The sequence below is a fragment of the Paenibacillus sp. FSL W7-1088 genome, assembly GCF_037969855.1.
Classification (GTDB): Bacteria; Bacillota; Bacilli; order Paenibacillales; family Paenibacillaceae; genus Paenibacillus.
In genome coordinates, this window is the sequence record NZ_CP150216.1 from 2,000,650 (window position 1) to 2,015,524 (window position 14,875).

General features: G+C 46.1%; 13 protein-coding genes. 6 read left to right on the plus strand and 7 right to left on the minus strand.

Annotation, left to right across the window (positions count from 1 at the left end; all coding sequences use genetic code 11):
• The first annotated feature begins 4 nt into the window (after nt 1-4).
• Nucleotides 5-1,282: a 2-oxoglutarate dehydrogenase complex dihydrolipoyllysine-residue succinyltransferase gene (gene odhB, locus MKY42_RS09285; protein WP_339850596.1), complete on the plus strand. Its 1,278-nt coding sequence runs from the start codon at nt 5-7 to the stop codon at nt 1,280-1,282.
• A 126-nt stretch (nt 1,283-1,408) separates the two neighbouring features.
• Here odhB and MKY42_RS09290 read toward each other — a convergent pair whose 3' ends face one another.
• The 4 genes from MKY42_RS09290 to MKY42_RS09305 all read right to left on the minus strand — a co-directional run bounded on the left by MKY42_RS09290 (nt 1,409) and on the right by MKY42_RS09305 (nt 5,174).
• Entirely contained in the window at nt 1,409-2,386 is a 978-nt protein-coding gene (locus MKY42_RS09290) for an alpha/beta fold hydrolase (protein ID WP_179265331.1), read from the minus strand.
• 81 nt (nt 2,387-2,467) lie between these two features.
• Entirely contained in the window at nt 2,468-3,445 is a 978-nt protein-coding gene (locus tag MKY42_RS09295; RefSeq protein WP_179265330.1) for a type I phosphomannose isomerase catalytic subunit, read from the minus strand.
• Between the two features lie 189 nt (nt 3,446-3,634).
• Nucleotides 3,635-4,219, minus strand: a complete 585-nt coding sequence (locus MKY42_RS09300; RefSeq protein WP_179265329.1) for a class I SAM-dependent methyltransferase — start codon at nt 4,217-4,219, stop codon at nt 3,635-3,637.
• 1 nt (nt 4,220) lies between these two features.
• Nucleotides 4,221-5,174, minus strand: a complete 954-nt coding sequence (locus MKY42_RS09305; protein ID WP_179265328.1) for a TIGR01212 family radical SAM protein — start codon at nt 5,172-5,174, stop codon at nt 4,221-4,223.
• 272 nt (nt 5,175-5,446) lie between these two features.
• On the opposite strand from MKY42_RS09305, the gene MKY42_RS09310 reads away from it, so the two are divergent.
• Both MKY42_RS09310 and trmB read left to right on the plus strand, forming a co-directional pair.
• The gene (locus MKY42_RS09310) at nt 5,447-5,647 is read left to right on the plus strand and encodes a hypothetical protein (protein ID WP_062320234.1); all 201 of its coding nucleotides are present in this window, start codon (nt 5,447-5,449) and stop codon (nt 5,645-5,647) included.
• A 152-nt stretch (nt 5,648-5,799) separates the two neighbouring features.
• The gene (trmB, locus tag MKY42_RS09315; RefSeq protein WP_090895103.1) at nt 5,800-6,549 is read left to right on the plus strand and encodes a tRNA (guanosine(46)-N7)-methyltransferase TrmB; all 750 of its coding nucleotides are present in this window, start codon (nt 5,800-5,802) and stop codon (nt 6,547-6,549) included.
• A 135-nt stretch (nt 6,550-6,684) separates the two neighbouring features.
• Here trmB and MKY42_RS09320 read toward each other — a convergent pair whose 3' ends face one another.
• On the minus strand, nt 6,685-8,931 hold the full coding sequence (locus tag MKY42_RS09320; RefSeq protein ID WP_339850600.1) for a helix-turn-helix domain-containing protein: 2,247 nt from the start codon (nt 8,929-8,931) through the stop codon (nt 6,685-6,687).
• A 401-nt stretch (nt 8,932-9,332) separates the two neighbouring features.
• On the opposite strand from MKY42_RS09320, the gene MKY42_RS09325 reads away from it, so the two are divergent.
• From MKY42_RS09325 to MKY42_RS09335, 3 genes are all read left to right on the plus strand, one after another.
• Nucleotides 9,333-10,238, plus strand: coding sequence for an ABC transporter permease subunit (locus tag MKY42_RS09325; protein ID WP_063564186.1), 906 nt, complete (start codon nt 9,333-9,335; stop codon nt 10,236-10,238).
• A 29-nt stretch (nt 10,239-10,267) separates the two neighbouring features.
• Entirely contained in the window at nt 10,268-11,167 is a 900-nt protein-coding gene (locus MKY42_RS09330) for a carbohydrate ABC transporter permease (protein ID WP_090895107.1), read from the plus strand.
• 113 nt (nt 11,168-11,280) lie between these two features.
• Nucleotides 11,281-12,828: an extracellular solute-binding protein gene (locus tag MKY42_RS09335; protein ID WP_090895109.1), complete on the plus strand. Its 1,548-nt coding sequence runs from the start codon at nt 11,281-11,283 to the stop codon at nt 12,826-12,828.
• Between the two features lie 86 nt (nt 12,829-12,914).
• Here the strand turns inward: MKY42_RS09335 and MKY42_RS09340 are convergent, their stop codons facing one another.
• Entirely contained in the window at nt 12,915-14,063 is a 1,149-nt protein-coding gene (locus MKY42_RS09340) for a glycosyltransferase (RefSeq protein WP_090895111.1), read from the minus strand.
• A gap of 50 nt (nt 14,064-14,113) precedes the next feature.
• Nucleotides 14,114-14,641 (minus strand): phosphatase PAP2 family protein, encoded by a 528-nt coding sequence (locus MKY42_RS09345; protein ID WP_063564190.1) that lies wholly within the window; start codon nt 14,639-14,641, stop codon nt 14,114-14,116.
• Nucleotides 14,642-14,875: the final 234 nt, after the last annotated feature.

A 14,875-nucleotide genomic window follows, 5' to 3' on the forward strand; every position in this document is an offset into this window, starting at 1 on the left:
AGCTGTGAGTGAAATTAAAGTACCTGCAATGGGTGAGTCGATAACGGAAGGAACTGTATCCAGATGGCTGGTCAAAGAAGGCGACACCGTTAATCAGGGTGATGTTCTTCTGGAACTGGAAACGGATAAAGTGAATATTGAGATCAGTGCTGAAGAGAGCGGTGTTCTTGAGAAAATTGTTCGCCAGGAAGGCGAGACTGTTGAAATCGGTGAAACGATTGGAACACTCTCGGCAGGAACTGGGGGAGGAAGCGGCGCGCCCGCTTCCCAACCAGCAGCGACGGAGCAGAAACAAGCAGCTGCTCCTGCACCGGAAGCTCCAACTCCGCCACCAGCACCCGTTGCTGCAGCACCGGAATCTTCGGATAGCAGTTCGAAGACAGCTTCACCATCTGCTCGTAAACTTGCACGTGAACGTGGTATTGAGCTGGATCAGGTACAGAGCAAAGATCCGATTGGCCGTGTTTATCAGGATGATGTGAAAACTCACAACACTCAGGCTGCCGCTCCTACAGCGCCTCCTGCTAAAGCTCCCGCAGCAGCACCTAGTGCGCCGGCAGCAGGTGGTTCCACCTATACCAAACCAGTAGAGCGTCAACGTATGTCCCGCCGTCGTGCTACCATTGCAAAACGCCTGGTAGAAGCACAGCAGACTGCAGCGATGTTGACTACGTTTAACGAAGTAGATATGACGGCAATCATGGATGTTCGTAAACGTCGTAAGGACAAGTTCAAAGAGAAACATGAAATTAATCTCGGCTTCATGTCCTTCTTCACCAAAGCGGTTGTAGGCGCACTGAAAAAGTTCCCAACCATTAACGCGGAAATTGATGGCGAAGATGTAGTTCTCAAAAAGTACTATGATATCGGTATTGCGGTATCTGCCAAAGAAGGTCTTGTCGTACCGGTTGTACGTGATGCAGATCGTCTTGGCTTCGCTGAGATCGAGAAAAGCATTGCTGATCTGGCATCCAAAGCGCGTTCCAACACGCTGGCCTTGTCTGATCTGCAAGGAGGAACCTTCACCATTACCAATGGCGGAACGTTTGGCTCCCTGTTGTCCACACCAATATTGAATACACCTCAAGTAGGTATTCTGGGTATGCACAAAATCCAGCTTCGTCCAGTAGCGATTGATGCAGAGCGGATGGAGAACCGTCCGATGATGTATATCGCCCTGTCGTACGATCACCGTATCATCGATGGTAGCGAAGCCGTACGTTTCCTCGTAACGGTGAAAGAATTGCTTGAAGATCCAGAGTCTTTGCTGATCGAAGGGTAATCCATAACGTTTAACATTAAATTGCCATCTTATAAATAAAAAAAGAAAGCCCCTGAACACGGAGCACAGTGTATGCTGTGCACACGTTCAGGGGCTTTCGTTATTGTATAAGTAATTTATGTCGCATTATATGGAATCGGCTGTTTCTGCATGTGCTTTGGAATGATATGCACTGTAGTCGGGTGTATGCCTCTCCAGCCACTCCACGACATGCCCTGCAACCTCAGTCCGATTCGTCTCATGCAGCATTTCGTGGCGTCCCCCCGGATAGAGGCGGTATTCGATATCCTCAAGCTGAAGCTCCCGATATTGCGAGACCAGGTTAAGCACTCCTTTGCCATGAAGTCCCACCGGATCTTGTTCACCCGAGAACAGATATACAGATTTATCCTTGGGAATACGTTTCATGTTGCGTGGCAAGTGAATCTCCAACAGCAGTTTGAAAAAGTCACGGAAAAAACCTGCGGAGCAGATGGCTCCACACAAAGGGTCATCGATAAATCGCTTGACCTCTTCGGGGTCCCGAGACAGCCAATCAAACGGCGTAGTTGCCGGTCGGAAAGAACGGTTGAACCCGCCAAATACGAGCGCGTTGAGCAGCATACTTGGATGACCCGTCCCCTGAATGCCACACTGCAAGAAAGCCAGTTTCTCTCCGATCCGAAGAAGACCACGCTTGCCATTGGTCCCGGACAAAATAAATGCATGGTAACGCTCGTGACCAGCATACATTAGATGCTGTACCAGAAACGACCCCATGCTATGCCCCATCAGAAAGAGGGGCACATCAGGGTTTTCTTTGGCGGCAACTTCGCCCAGATTCATCATGTCACTCGCCATCCAGCGGAAAGCATCGACGCCGGCATTGCCCAATAAATTCGGGTTTTCTACCGTTTTACCATGACCACGATGGTCATTCGCGTAGACCGCGTAGCCGTGCGTGGTGAGATGTTGGGCAAATTCCGCATATCGGGCAGCAGTCTCGCTCATGCCATGTGCAACCTGGACCACACCTTTGATGTTACACTCCGGATCGGGAAGCCAGCGGTACACATGAATACGGGTACCTTCATTGCCAACCAGGCTAAAGGTAGATTCCTGCATCTCGTGTAAATCCTCCTTCACAGGTCACATTAGAGCCATATAAGCTAAGTAAATCACTTGAATAGATCATTGGTTATTGGATTATGGCAAATAAGAACGAAGAACAGTAGTGTTACCATCCAGCGTATAGGAGCCCAGGTTGGCAGGCAGTAAGTAACATTGTCCAGCTTTTAGATCAATCTTATCCGATTCCGCGTTATCCCACTCCAGCGTTCCGCTACCTTCACAGACCACAAGAATAGTGAAGCTTTCAGCACTTGTAGAGAGCTCCCAACGTCCGGTAACAATCCCTTTCTCCACTACAAAGTATGGGCATTCCGCAAGCTTCAGCCACTCACCTGGAGTTGCGTTATTGGTTTTCATCGTCGTGGCGCCAGCACCCTCATAAGCCGTTACATTCAATGAATCCTCAACATGCAGCTCACGTGGTTTGCCATCCAGGCCTGGGCGGTTATAATCGTAAATTCGGTAGGTTGTATCCGAGTTTTGCTGAATCTCAGCCACAACGACACCTGCACATAGAGCGTGTACCGTTCCCGCAGGGATAAAGAACGTATCTCCAGCCGCTACAGGTACTTGACGAAGGGTATCCATGACCGTACCATTTTCCAGCGCTTCCTTCAGTACTTCACGATTAACGCCTTCATTCAAGCCGTAGATGATATGAGCTCCTGGCTTGGCATCCAGCACATACCACATTTCCGTTTTGCCAAGCTCGCCGGGAGGCAGTGCTTCGTAATCATCTGTTGGATGAACTTGTACGGACAGATCATCGTTACAGTCAAGCAGTTTGATCAGAAGCGGGAATCTTCCGCCCTTTTCCGAAACGCCTTTGGTTCCAAGCCATGCTGTGCCCTGCTGTTCACGAACTTCGTCCAGTCCCTTTCCAGCAAGTGCTCCATTCAATACCTTGGTTGTACCGTTGGGATGATCCGCAATCATCCAGCCTTCTCCTATATGTCCTTCAGGTGGCGTCAGGCCGAATTGTTCCAGCGCGCGACCTCCCCATACACGTTCTTTGAACTCTGGTTGGAATTGCAGTGGATATGGTGTAGGCATTCCTAATCTCTCCTCTAGTATATGAAATGGTGGATCGCTTTAATCAATCATGACCAGATAGCTGACATGAATGTGAGAAAGTGAATACGGTTGCACGTCTTTATGTAGAACACAAATCGCATAAATTGAACCCAAAGAGTACTTTGTTGCGATTGTGTCTAGTTTATTGCATTTGTTGGACAAAGGAAATTATTTTTTCTCGATGCCAATCAGAAAAGGGGAGGTCTCACGCTGCAATTGGCGATAGATTACCACTTGTGCCTGCTCTACAGACAGAGCAGAGGACCACTCAAGAACCGCATCCGCTTCCTGTGATCCTCCATCATGACCCGGATACAGCACAATGGTAATAATGCCGCGCGGCTTGAGCAATGCCAGTGCAGCCTGAAGTGCAGCAAGGGTACTGTTTGTTTCCGTAATTATGGTGGAGTCCGCACCTTCCGAAGGCAGGTACCCCAGGTTGAACATTACAGCACCGACGTTACCCTGCCAACTTTCAGGAACGGCCTCAGCCATACGATCATGGCTTAATTGAAGCATGGAGATGGAGCCCAATTTAGCGCTGTCCTCTTGTTTGCGAATACGGGCTTGTGCCAGGGTAAGTGCCTCGCTCTGAATATCGAAACCAATGACTTGCCCGCGTTTACCAACTTTTTGTGCCAGAAACAGAGTATCCGCCCCCGTTCCTACCGTTGCATCGATAGCTAAATCTCCAGGCTGTAAACGGGAAGAAATCCATTGATGGGCACAACTTAAAACTGAAAGAAAGCCCATCTTAAGCACCCCTCCAGTATTTACCCTGCCAGGAATCCCGCTCACGCAGCTCACGATCAATGGAATTCAACACTTCCCATTTGTTCATGGACCACATCGGCCCAATTAGTAAATCACGCGGTGCATCCCCTGTAAGGCGGTGTACAATCATTTCGGGTGGCAGCATCTCCAGCGTATCGACGATCAGTTTAATGTACTCGTCTTGTTCCAGGAAACGAAGAAGCCCAGCTTCATACTGCTTCACCATTGGTGTTTTGCGCATCAGATGAAGCAGATGAATTTTGATTCCCTGCACATCCATGTTGGCAACAGCACGTCCGGTATCCAGCATCATTTCATGGGTTTCCTGCGGCAGTCCGTAAATAATATGTGTACACACCCGAATATTCCGTTTGCGCAGCTTCGCAACGGCTTCCTCATAGCAATGAGTATCATGCGCACGGTTAATTAGGGTTGACGTGGACTCGTGAATGGTTTGCAGACCCATCTCAACCCAGAGGTAGGTGCGTTCATTCAATTCAGCCAAATAATCAACGACGTCATCCGGTAAACAGTCAGGCCGAGTGGCGATGGACAGACCCACAACACCGGGCTGCTTCAAAATTTCTTCAAAATATTCACGCAGTTCTTCAACGGGTGCGTATGTGTTGGTATAGGCTTGGAAATAGCCAATGTAGTGGGCTGTAGGCCATTTCAGATGCTGTTTATCCCGAATGGTATTAAACTGGGTGACCAGATCATCCCGTCTGCTACCGGCGAAATCACCCGATCCACGAGCGCTGCAAAATGTACAGCCCCCTTTGGCGATAGATCCATCTCGGTTCGGGCAGGTGAAACCCGCATCCAGCATCACTTTGAAAACCTTATTGTTAAATTCGTCTCTCATTTCATAATTCCAGGTATGGAATCGTTTATCTCCCCACAGAAGAGGAGGTTGTATTGAAGGTGCATTCATCTTCAGGGTACTCCTTTGGCTAACCTAATGGCTTGCTTGTTATATTACGGAATTCGACTCTTTTTGAACTTTTACCATTGTATCAAAAAACTCAAAAAAAGGGGAATCTAGTCGCAAAAATAGGCCGTAGAAACGAGGTTTTATCCTTGCTATAGTTTACACATTATGTTATATTTAAACCAGCGTCAGACACCATCTAATGGGTACTATTCATCATAGCATTTGAATTAATGTTGACGTCATGGACCATACTATACCGTGAGGTGATATGAATGAATTCCCAAGTTAAAAATAATGATCTTCATCATGTTTCTGTAGAACTGACGGCAGAAGAAGCTCTGGCTTTGACAGGTGTTCGTTTCAATGGCAATCCGAAAGTGAAAGCGGCTGCAAGACAAAAAGTTCGCGATGCTTTCGAAAAGACATTTGATTTTTCACACCAAGATAAGGTAGACTATGAACTATTAAAGTAGTTGGACCCCAATTCCAAATAAATCGAAGAGGGAATCTTTGAGATTTGCCCCAAAGTGGCAGATCCGAAGATTCCTTTTTCATTGCTCTTTACAATTAGCCGGTTCTTCGGCAAAATGATTCTGAGACAAGTATGGATAAACGGAGGAATAAGATGCGTTTACGTGGCAGAAAAGGGATTCGGGAAAATCTGGAGCAACAAGTTGACCTCGTTGTTCTTGATCCCAAACAGTACAAAGGAAAATGGTCTGAACTGTTTGGCAATGACCATCCGATCTTTGTGGAATTTGGCATGGGTAAAGGTCAATTTATCAGCCAAATGAGTTATAAATATCCGGAATATAATTTTATCGGTATTGATATGTATGATGAATTGGTGCGTCGTGCCAGCGAGAAGGCTCGGAAAGCATGGAGTCAGGCAGAAGTGGAGACACCTCCCAACCTGAAGCTGGCGCTTGCTAATATCGAACAGATTGAAGATGTATTTGAACCGGAAGAACTGGAACGGATTTATCTGAACTTCAGCGATCCTTGGCCGAAAGCCAAGCATGCACGCCGTCGTTTGACACATCCACGTTTCCTGAAGAAATATACGGAACTGCTTAACACCAAAGGACAGATTCATTTCAAAACCGATTCGGAGACATTGTTTGATTTCTCTCTCAATGCGATCGCCGACTTTGGTCTGCAAATGACCAATTTGTCCCTGAACCTGCACCGCGATGGATTGAATGAAGAGCATGTCATGACTGAGTACGAGCAGAAATTCATGGGTAAAGGCATGAACATTCACCGGGTTGAAGTCATCGTTGGTGAAGAGGCCTTGCGAGAGTATCAACAAATCCGCTTGGACAAGTATAAAGTGCGGGAAGCAGCGGACGAGTCTGGCGAAGATCAAGAATAATATTACAAGAAAAGCGTGATATGCGTCTGGTTACCAGACTCTCATATCACGCTTTTCTGTTGTTTTGATTGAACTTTGGGATGAACTAAACCTCATGACACCGCTTGTGGCTCTTCGTTTTTCGTTTTACTTCTGCTAAAGCTCCGAATGAAGCTCCTTACGTCGATAATCATTGGGAGTAACGCCGTTGAATTTCTTAAACATCCGATAGAAATAAGAACTGTTGGTGAAGCCGGTTTGCTCAGCAATATCTGCTACAGAGTGTTCCGTCTCAATAAGCAGATTTTGCGCTTTGGCTATGCGCGTCTCGTTAATGACATCGGTTAGACCTTTTAACGTTAGTTGTTTATAGAGTCTGCTGACATAGATGGGTGACATGGCTAGTTCATCTGCAATCGAGGTCAGACAAAGATTGGTGTCTGCGTAATCTCTTTCAATAATGCAGTTAATTTTGCGAATGAGTTCTTCATGTTTAAGTGTTCTTTTTTCCTCAACTTTGGATCCAAGCTCGTCGAACATACGATAAAAGTGGGCGTGAACTTCACTGAGATCCTCGGCATCATGGATCGGCAGCATTGAACGATCGGAGATGGATTCAAGTGTAAGCTGGTTGTTCTTTTTGAGTGTGTTTCTTACATGATTCAGGGTCATGGTCAGATGGGACAGAGCGAGTTGAAATACGGTAAATGGATAAGTTGCCGTTTCGCTCACGATGTCTGCATAGACCTGTTTGGCTTCGCCTGTTTTGCCTGTCATCAGGCAATCAATCAACTGTCTCTCTTTTCCAACAGGGAAAGCATATTCTTTGGCATGGTACGCCATGATGTCCGAGGTGTAAATCAGGCATCCAGGACCCATGAACAAACGATGAAGCGATGCTTCTGCTGATCGGGTATAAGAAGCAATACTGTTTTCCAGTGAATCTTCCGCTGGTCCGATAGTAAATGAAATGGAACATCTTAGATGTGTCATCACGGCAGCCTGCATCATGCGCAGCAGGTCCTCAATGGGGCTGTCCTCATAATCAGCTTCATCCCGAATTTTATCATTAAAGATAAGTGTGATCAGATCGCCCCCCATATCCACAGCTTCGGTGTGGTAGTAGAGGTCGGCCGTCTCCGTGCAAATGTTCATCATCGCGTATTTTACAAGTTGGACTTCTTCCCGGTAGGTATCGCTGAAATCGGTAAAATGATCAATCCGAAGCAGCACCAGTCGGGTTAGACGATGAACATCAACAGAAGAGCCATAGAACTTCATTCGTTCCTCCAGCATGCCTCCCGTTACCGTTTCCCTTCCTTGCAAAGCCCCGCGTAGAAAGTCCTGTCGTAATAGGTGCAGACTGCCACGACGCTCCGCTTCCATCACACGCATACGGACAAGCACTTTATCAATGGGATGATATAGCTTCCGGGACACGAGGTAGGACAAGAACACTCCCGCAATTAATAGCCCGAGACAAAACAGAACAGTGTGAGTTCGCATATTACGAATATCGGAGGTGATCAGGTCATAAGGCGTGATTCGTACATAACGCCACCCGAGGTTGTCTGGAGCAGTGTAGGTAATAAGTGATTTTTCTCCATCAACCTCTGCGGTAAAGTAAGCAGACTGCTCTTTATTTTGCAGAATTGGCAGCATAAACGTTTCATTGGACAGATCTTTCATCAAAGCACGATTGCTGAAGTCGGACAATAACTGTCCCTGTTCATTGATAATAAACGTTTTCCCTGGCTGATCTGCTGTGTTCATATTGGGACTGAGCCAGTCGTCCTTAATATTGACGACAACCGCATAATTCAATGTGGCATTGTCATTGATTGTATCGTAACAGAGGTACGTATAACTGCTGACCTGAGTTTCCTCGGTAGAGCCAACCTGGTATGTACGCGGAATGGGGACGAAAGGTTTGTAGTCATGGAATCGGTCGAGGATGCTTGTAATCCCTTGATCGTCAATTTCCGAGATAGACTGTTGTCCATTGCGAACTTCATTAGAACTGATAAAGAACTCATCATTTTTGGAGTTATATACATAGATGGATTCGATAAAAGGGAGGGACATGCGATAGTTGTCGAGTTGCTCCATCGCTGGTGTAATTTCATAGATGCTCGGATTCGAATAGAGCAGCAGAGCAGAGATGGTGTAATCCTGATAAATCTGATAAGACAGTGATTTGGCGGTCTCGGTCATCTTGGAAACTTCTCGACTGGTCTGAGTAAGACTGTTCATATCGGTCCGATAGACCTGACGAAGGGCAATACGATTATAGTTGACGTACAAAATGGTAGAAGCCACAAGCAAAGTGGCAACGGTGCTAACAATAATGCCAATAAGAATCCGTGCAAACACCTTCTGACTGTCCTCTGAACGTTTACGCATGACTTTTCCTCCTGTGGACCTCCTGTTTTGGATGAACAAAGTTAGACTTCATAGCGAAGGATAAGACTTCATATATGGGCGTGGTGAATCACGGATGTCACTTGAATTATATATTATGTATGCGTTTACATCAACGATGGACGGCATGCTAAGGCCGATTTCCTTAGCTAAAGTTCAACTTTCGCGATATTGTTCACTAGGTTCAACCTATGCACGATATCAACTTTTGTGAACGCGCAGACATTCATTTCAGTTTTCGTTCATATTGTTCATATTCTGTTTCGCAGAATCGTTCATGATCTGGCCGAATGATTCAGTATCCGGTAGCACTCAGGGCATCTACAATAAAAACAGAGCTCCACTGCGCGCCGCGCCGTAAGAAATTCGGGAGGGATCGAGCCATGCTCAAAGAATTGAACAAAAACAAAATCATGTTTCTCATGCTGCTGCCTACACTGATCTTTTTTCTGATTAACTCGTATTTTCCGATGGTCGGCATCTATTATGCGTTTACCCGCTATGATTTTGAAGGTGGGTTGTTCGGCAGTCCGTTTGTGGGCCTGGAGAACTTCAAGTTCCTGTGGCAATCCGGAATGCTGCTGAAGCTGACAACCAACACGGTGGGGTATAATCTGGCCTTCATTATATTGGGAAACGGGCTGGCGATCTTCTGTGCAATTTTGCTCAGTGAGATTCGGGGAAAAGTGTTTAAGAAAATTACGCAGTCGGTCATGTTTTTACCGTATTTCATCTCGTTTGTTCTATTAAGTGTAATCGCTTACAACATGTTCAACTATGAATCCGGTTTTGTGAACACGGTACTCAAACGTTTCGAGGCAGGGCCCGTCGATATTTACAATACACCCTGGATCTGGGTGTTCCTGATCATCATTTTTTATCTGTGGAAAAATCTTGGGTACAGCATGGTCATCTACCTTGCAGCTATTACAGGAATCAGTGATGAGTATTACGAGGCAGCCCGGATTGACGGGGCCAATATCTTTCAGCGTATTTGGTATATCACCGTACCGATGCTAAAACCGACCTTTGTCATCCTCCTGTTATTCTCGCTCGGGAGCATTATGAAGGGACAATTTGATCTCTTTTACCAACTCATTGGAAACAACGGCGTCTTATATAACGCTACAGATATCATCGATACGTATGTGTATCGTTCCCTGAAAGTGACGTTTGATATTGGAATGGCTACCGCAGCTGGACTGTATCAATCTCTGTTCGGTTTTATCCTGATCATGACCGTTAACTATATCATCCGTAAAGTAAATGAGGACTACGCCTTGTTCTAAAACGCCAATAAGCAGAAGGGAGAACCACTATGCATACTCGTGCCCGAGATACGGAATTCACTTTGTTGTTTCAAATCATCGCTTACAGCATGATCCTGATTCTTTCCTTAATCTGTATCATTCCATTTCTTTTGATTTTATCCGGCTCATTCAGCAGCAACGAATCGATTGTAAGAGATGGGTATCACCTCTTTCCCACCGATTTTTCCTTGGAAGGTTACAAGATGGTGTTCAAATTTCCGACCCAGGTGCTCAAAGCTTATGGCGTGACGGTTTTTACAACCGTTGTGGGTACGGCCCTTGGACTGTTTTTCATTACGATGGCGGGATTTGTACTGCAGCGCAAAGATTTCAGGTACCGGAACACCTTCTCTTTTTTCATCTACTTTACAACCCTTTTTGGTGGGGGATTAGTTCCTTGGTACATCATGCTGGCAAACTATTTCAATCTTACGGACACGTATACGGTGTTGATTTTTCCGGGACTGATGACACCATTTCTCATTATCCTGATGAAAAACTTCATTCGTTCAGCCGTTCCGGATGAGCTGATTGAGTCAGCCAAAATCGATGGAGCAAATGATTTCCGCATTTACTTTAGCGTAGTACTGAAACTGGCGATGCCCGGCATTGCCACTGTAGGGTTATTTCTGGCGCTGGGATACTGGAATGACTGGTTCACATCCTCCTTGTTCATTAACAACCCGGATATGTACCAGCTGCAATTTTATTTGTATAACACCATGAACACAATTACCTTCATTGACCAGATGGCGATTGGTACCGGCATAACACTTAGCCAGGATGTACCTACCGAATCAACCAAAATGGCGATGGCTATTGTGGTTACTGGCCCCATTTTGTTCCTGTATCCATTTGTACAGCGTTACTTTGTCAAGGGTCTTACCATTGGTGCGGTGAAAGGTTAGAACGTGTACGCGCTGTGGGTACGGATTGCGGGATAGCTGTCTGCCCGTCTGCCTCTGATTCATGGCGAGTCTGCGCTAACATATAAGGTTGATCACAAAAAGGGAGGATGCGTATGCGTAACAAAACAATTCGGCACCTGTCTATGGTTCTTGCCCTGATGCTGTTTGCCGGGGTGCTTGCCGCGTGTAATAACGGTTCGGGGGGATCGGCGCAAGGAAGTGAGCAGGGAGGTTCTTCTGAAAACAAAGGGGAGAAGGTAACGCTGCAATTCTACATGCTTGGTGATGCCCCCAAAGATCTGCCTGTGATTGAGTCGGAAATCAACAAGCTGGCTGAGGCCGATCTGAACGTCAATGTAAAATTCAACTATACCTCATGGACAGACTGGGACCAAAAATACAAATTGCTGCTGTCTTCCGGTCAACCGATTGATCTGATCTTTACCGCGGATTGGACGTTCTATCAGTCCTATGCGAAAAAAGGAGCATTCCTGCCTCTGGATGAACTATTGCCTAAGGCAGCACCAACGCTCAAAGGTTATGTACCTGATGACATGTGGAACGCGGTAAAAGTAAATGACAAGATCTATACTGTGCCATCGACATGGACTGAATATGTTACTGAGGGTATTGCGTACCGTGAGGATTTGCGTGAAAAGTACAATCTGCCCAAACCGGAATCTTTGGAGACACTCGAAGCCTATCTGGAGGGAATCAAAGCTAATGAACCCAATATGATTCCAATCGCGGATAGCAATGCGAACCATACTCATGGTATTCGTCAATTAACATCCAAGCTGGTGAATACGGCAGGTCAGCTCCCTTATGGACTGGACATCATGTATGATACACCATCCAATATCACTTCCTATTGGGGGTCAGCGCAGCATCTGGAAGACCTGAAAACGTACAAACGCTGGATGGACAAAGGCTTTTTCCCGAAAAACGTGCTGAATGTAAAGGATACGTCCAACTCATTGCTGCAAAATGGCAAAGCAGCTGTTGTTCTGTCGGGAGAGAACCCGAACAAATTTAACGCGGATGTGATCAAGGTTCAGTCCACGCACCCGGATTGGAAGCTCGGTTATTTCCCATACCCGAATGCCAAAGGGTTTGCACAACCCGTTCACCCGATTCACAATGGTTTTGCAATTCCGCGCAGCAGCAAAAACCCGGAGAGAGCTCTCGCATTCTATGAGAAACTGGTTACCGACAAACGTTACAACTGGCTTACCGAATATGGTGTCGAAGGCAAAAACTTTGAAGTTCAAGACGGCTATTATAAAATGGTGGGCGATGCCCAGACCAACGGATTCCCGCGAGAAGGCATGAATGGCTGGGCTTGGCGTAATCCGGAATTCATGCTTTATGATAAGAGCTTTGATGATGTGCTGGCTATTTTCAAAGAGCTGGACAAAATGAAAAAGCCGGACATCTACACCGGATTTGCTGAGGATTGGACGCCTTACCAAGCTGAGAAAGCTGCACTGGAGCAGGTAGAGAAGCAGTATCTCTATCCGTTGAATGTGGGCTTGGTGGACGATGTAGAAGCGGGTCTGAATACATTTATGGAAAAAGCCAAACAGGCAGGCCTTGAGAAGATTCAGAGTGAGTATACCAAACAGTGGCAGGATTACTTGAAGTCGGCTGGTATTCAATAGTTTGTACTTTTCTTCATATTTTTAAAAAAAGGTGCCTTCGAATCGAAGGCACCTTTACTGTGTACATGCAGGCTTGTTTGAAGCCGTTATAGTCCGGCTTGGTCTGCCGAGTAGGGACGCAGGTCCAGAAGGTCGATAATACTTTGTGCGCTTTGCATGGGGTGATACTTGGCAATCTGTGCCATGTGGCGTTTGCGTTTGCGAACAATGTCAGAGTAGTTATGGACCAGTTTATTCATCCATTTTACAACAACGTCAAGGGAAGTTATGGACTCCCCCAAACCTCGTGCGGTGAAATACTGGACATTTTCTTCTTCCTGGCCTGGTATGGGATTATGGAACAACATGGGGATTCCTTTTGCCAACCCTTCACTGCATGTCATTCCGCCTGGCTTGGTGATCAGGAGATCAGATACTTCCATTAATTTGTCCACTTCATTGGTGTACCCGATGATATGAATATTATCTTTTTGATACAACGGATTCTGTTCCATGCTGATTCGGCTTTTGTCATTGCGGCCAAGGCAGAAAATAATCTGAACATCCTCATGCCAGCGTGTCAATAATTGGTTAACCACTTCATCACTAAGCATTCCCCAACCACCGCCCATCACAAGCACAGTAGGCATGTTCTTCAATTTGAATTTGCCTCGAATCTCGTCCCGCCCGGGATGTTCCCAGAAGTTGGGATGGATCGGAATGCCGGTAACTCGAATTTTGTCTATAGATACACCCCGCAGCATTAATTTGGACTTTACCTCATCTGTGGAAACAAGATACAGGTCCACTTCTGGGCTAATCCATGTCCCGTGCGCGTCATAATCCGTGATGACTGTACAAAGTGGAACCTGCACACCCAGACGTTTCAGTCTGGATATGACGGCACTGGGAATAGGGTGGGTGCATACAATAACATTTGGACGAAGCTGACGCACGATACTGCGTGTATGGGTGTAAAACAGTTTATGCAGCGCAAGTGTAGTCAGCCGGTTCAAGGATTTTTTATATTGATGCCTGTATACATACCCGATGAGCTTGGGCTGATTAATGACCGTTTTTTTGTATGCTGTAATGATGAGTGGCGCAACTCTGGGGTTCAGAAAACTCCCCAACTCAAGCACTTTGGTTTGCACATTCGGCGAAAGTTTTCGCAAACTGCTGGACAGCGCATAAGCGGCTTGAGTATGACCAGCGCCAAAGCCTTCAGATAATAGTAATACTCTTTTCTTTTCCACGCTTGCTTCACCTGTTCCTGCTAGGTTTTCCTTAGTCTAACATATTCACATTATGTCCATAAAGCAACTGTTGCAAGTGCGACTAAAGTACCGATCGTAGCACCTGCGAGCACATCTGAGGGATAGTGTAATCCGAGGTAAATTCGTGAAAATCCGACAATTAATGCAACAGGGAGTAACAACAGCAACAGGAACGGCTCCATCGTCATAAAAGGAACCGTAACTGAGAATACGGCAGTAGTATGCCCTGAAGGGAACGAATGGTCCGTCAGGGGGTTGCGGAACGTAATCGTATCCGGTAGAGCCAGGTAAGGCCGAATGCGCGGATACAGTTTTTTGGCGATTGCTACGGGAATGTGGCTAACCGCTAGAGCGATGCATGCCTGAAGTCCTGTTGTGCTCCAAGGAGCGGGAGCCAGCAGCCAAATTAGTAAGGATACTGCAATAGAAGAAGTTGCTCCGCCCAGATGGGTGAAATAATACAGCCAAAAGTTCATAAATCGATTATGAAGTCGACCATTAATCCACATAAATACATTTCGATCATACTCTTGAAACTTTACGAATAAACGGCTCATATTGGCCTCCTGCCAGTCAGGCCCCATGTTGGCGGCAGTATTTCCGGTAAATTGCTGTGTCCGGTTTCGTCCTGATTAGTATATAACCGTTTTTTCGTGAACTTGAGGTTATTTCAGGTATATGTTTATCATATTTTTAAATGTTGTCCTTTTCAAGAAGAACACATGTGAATAAGGTAAAATTCATGTTAAAGAGTGGATATACACCCAACTTAACTTTTTGACTCGGACGAT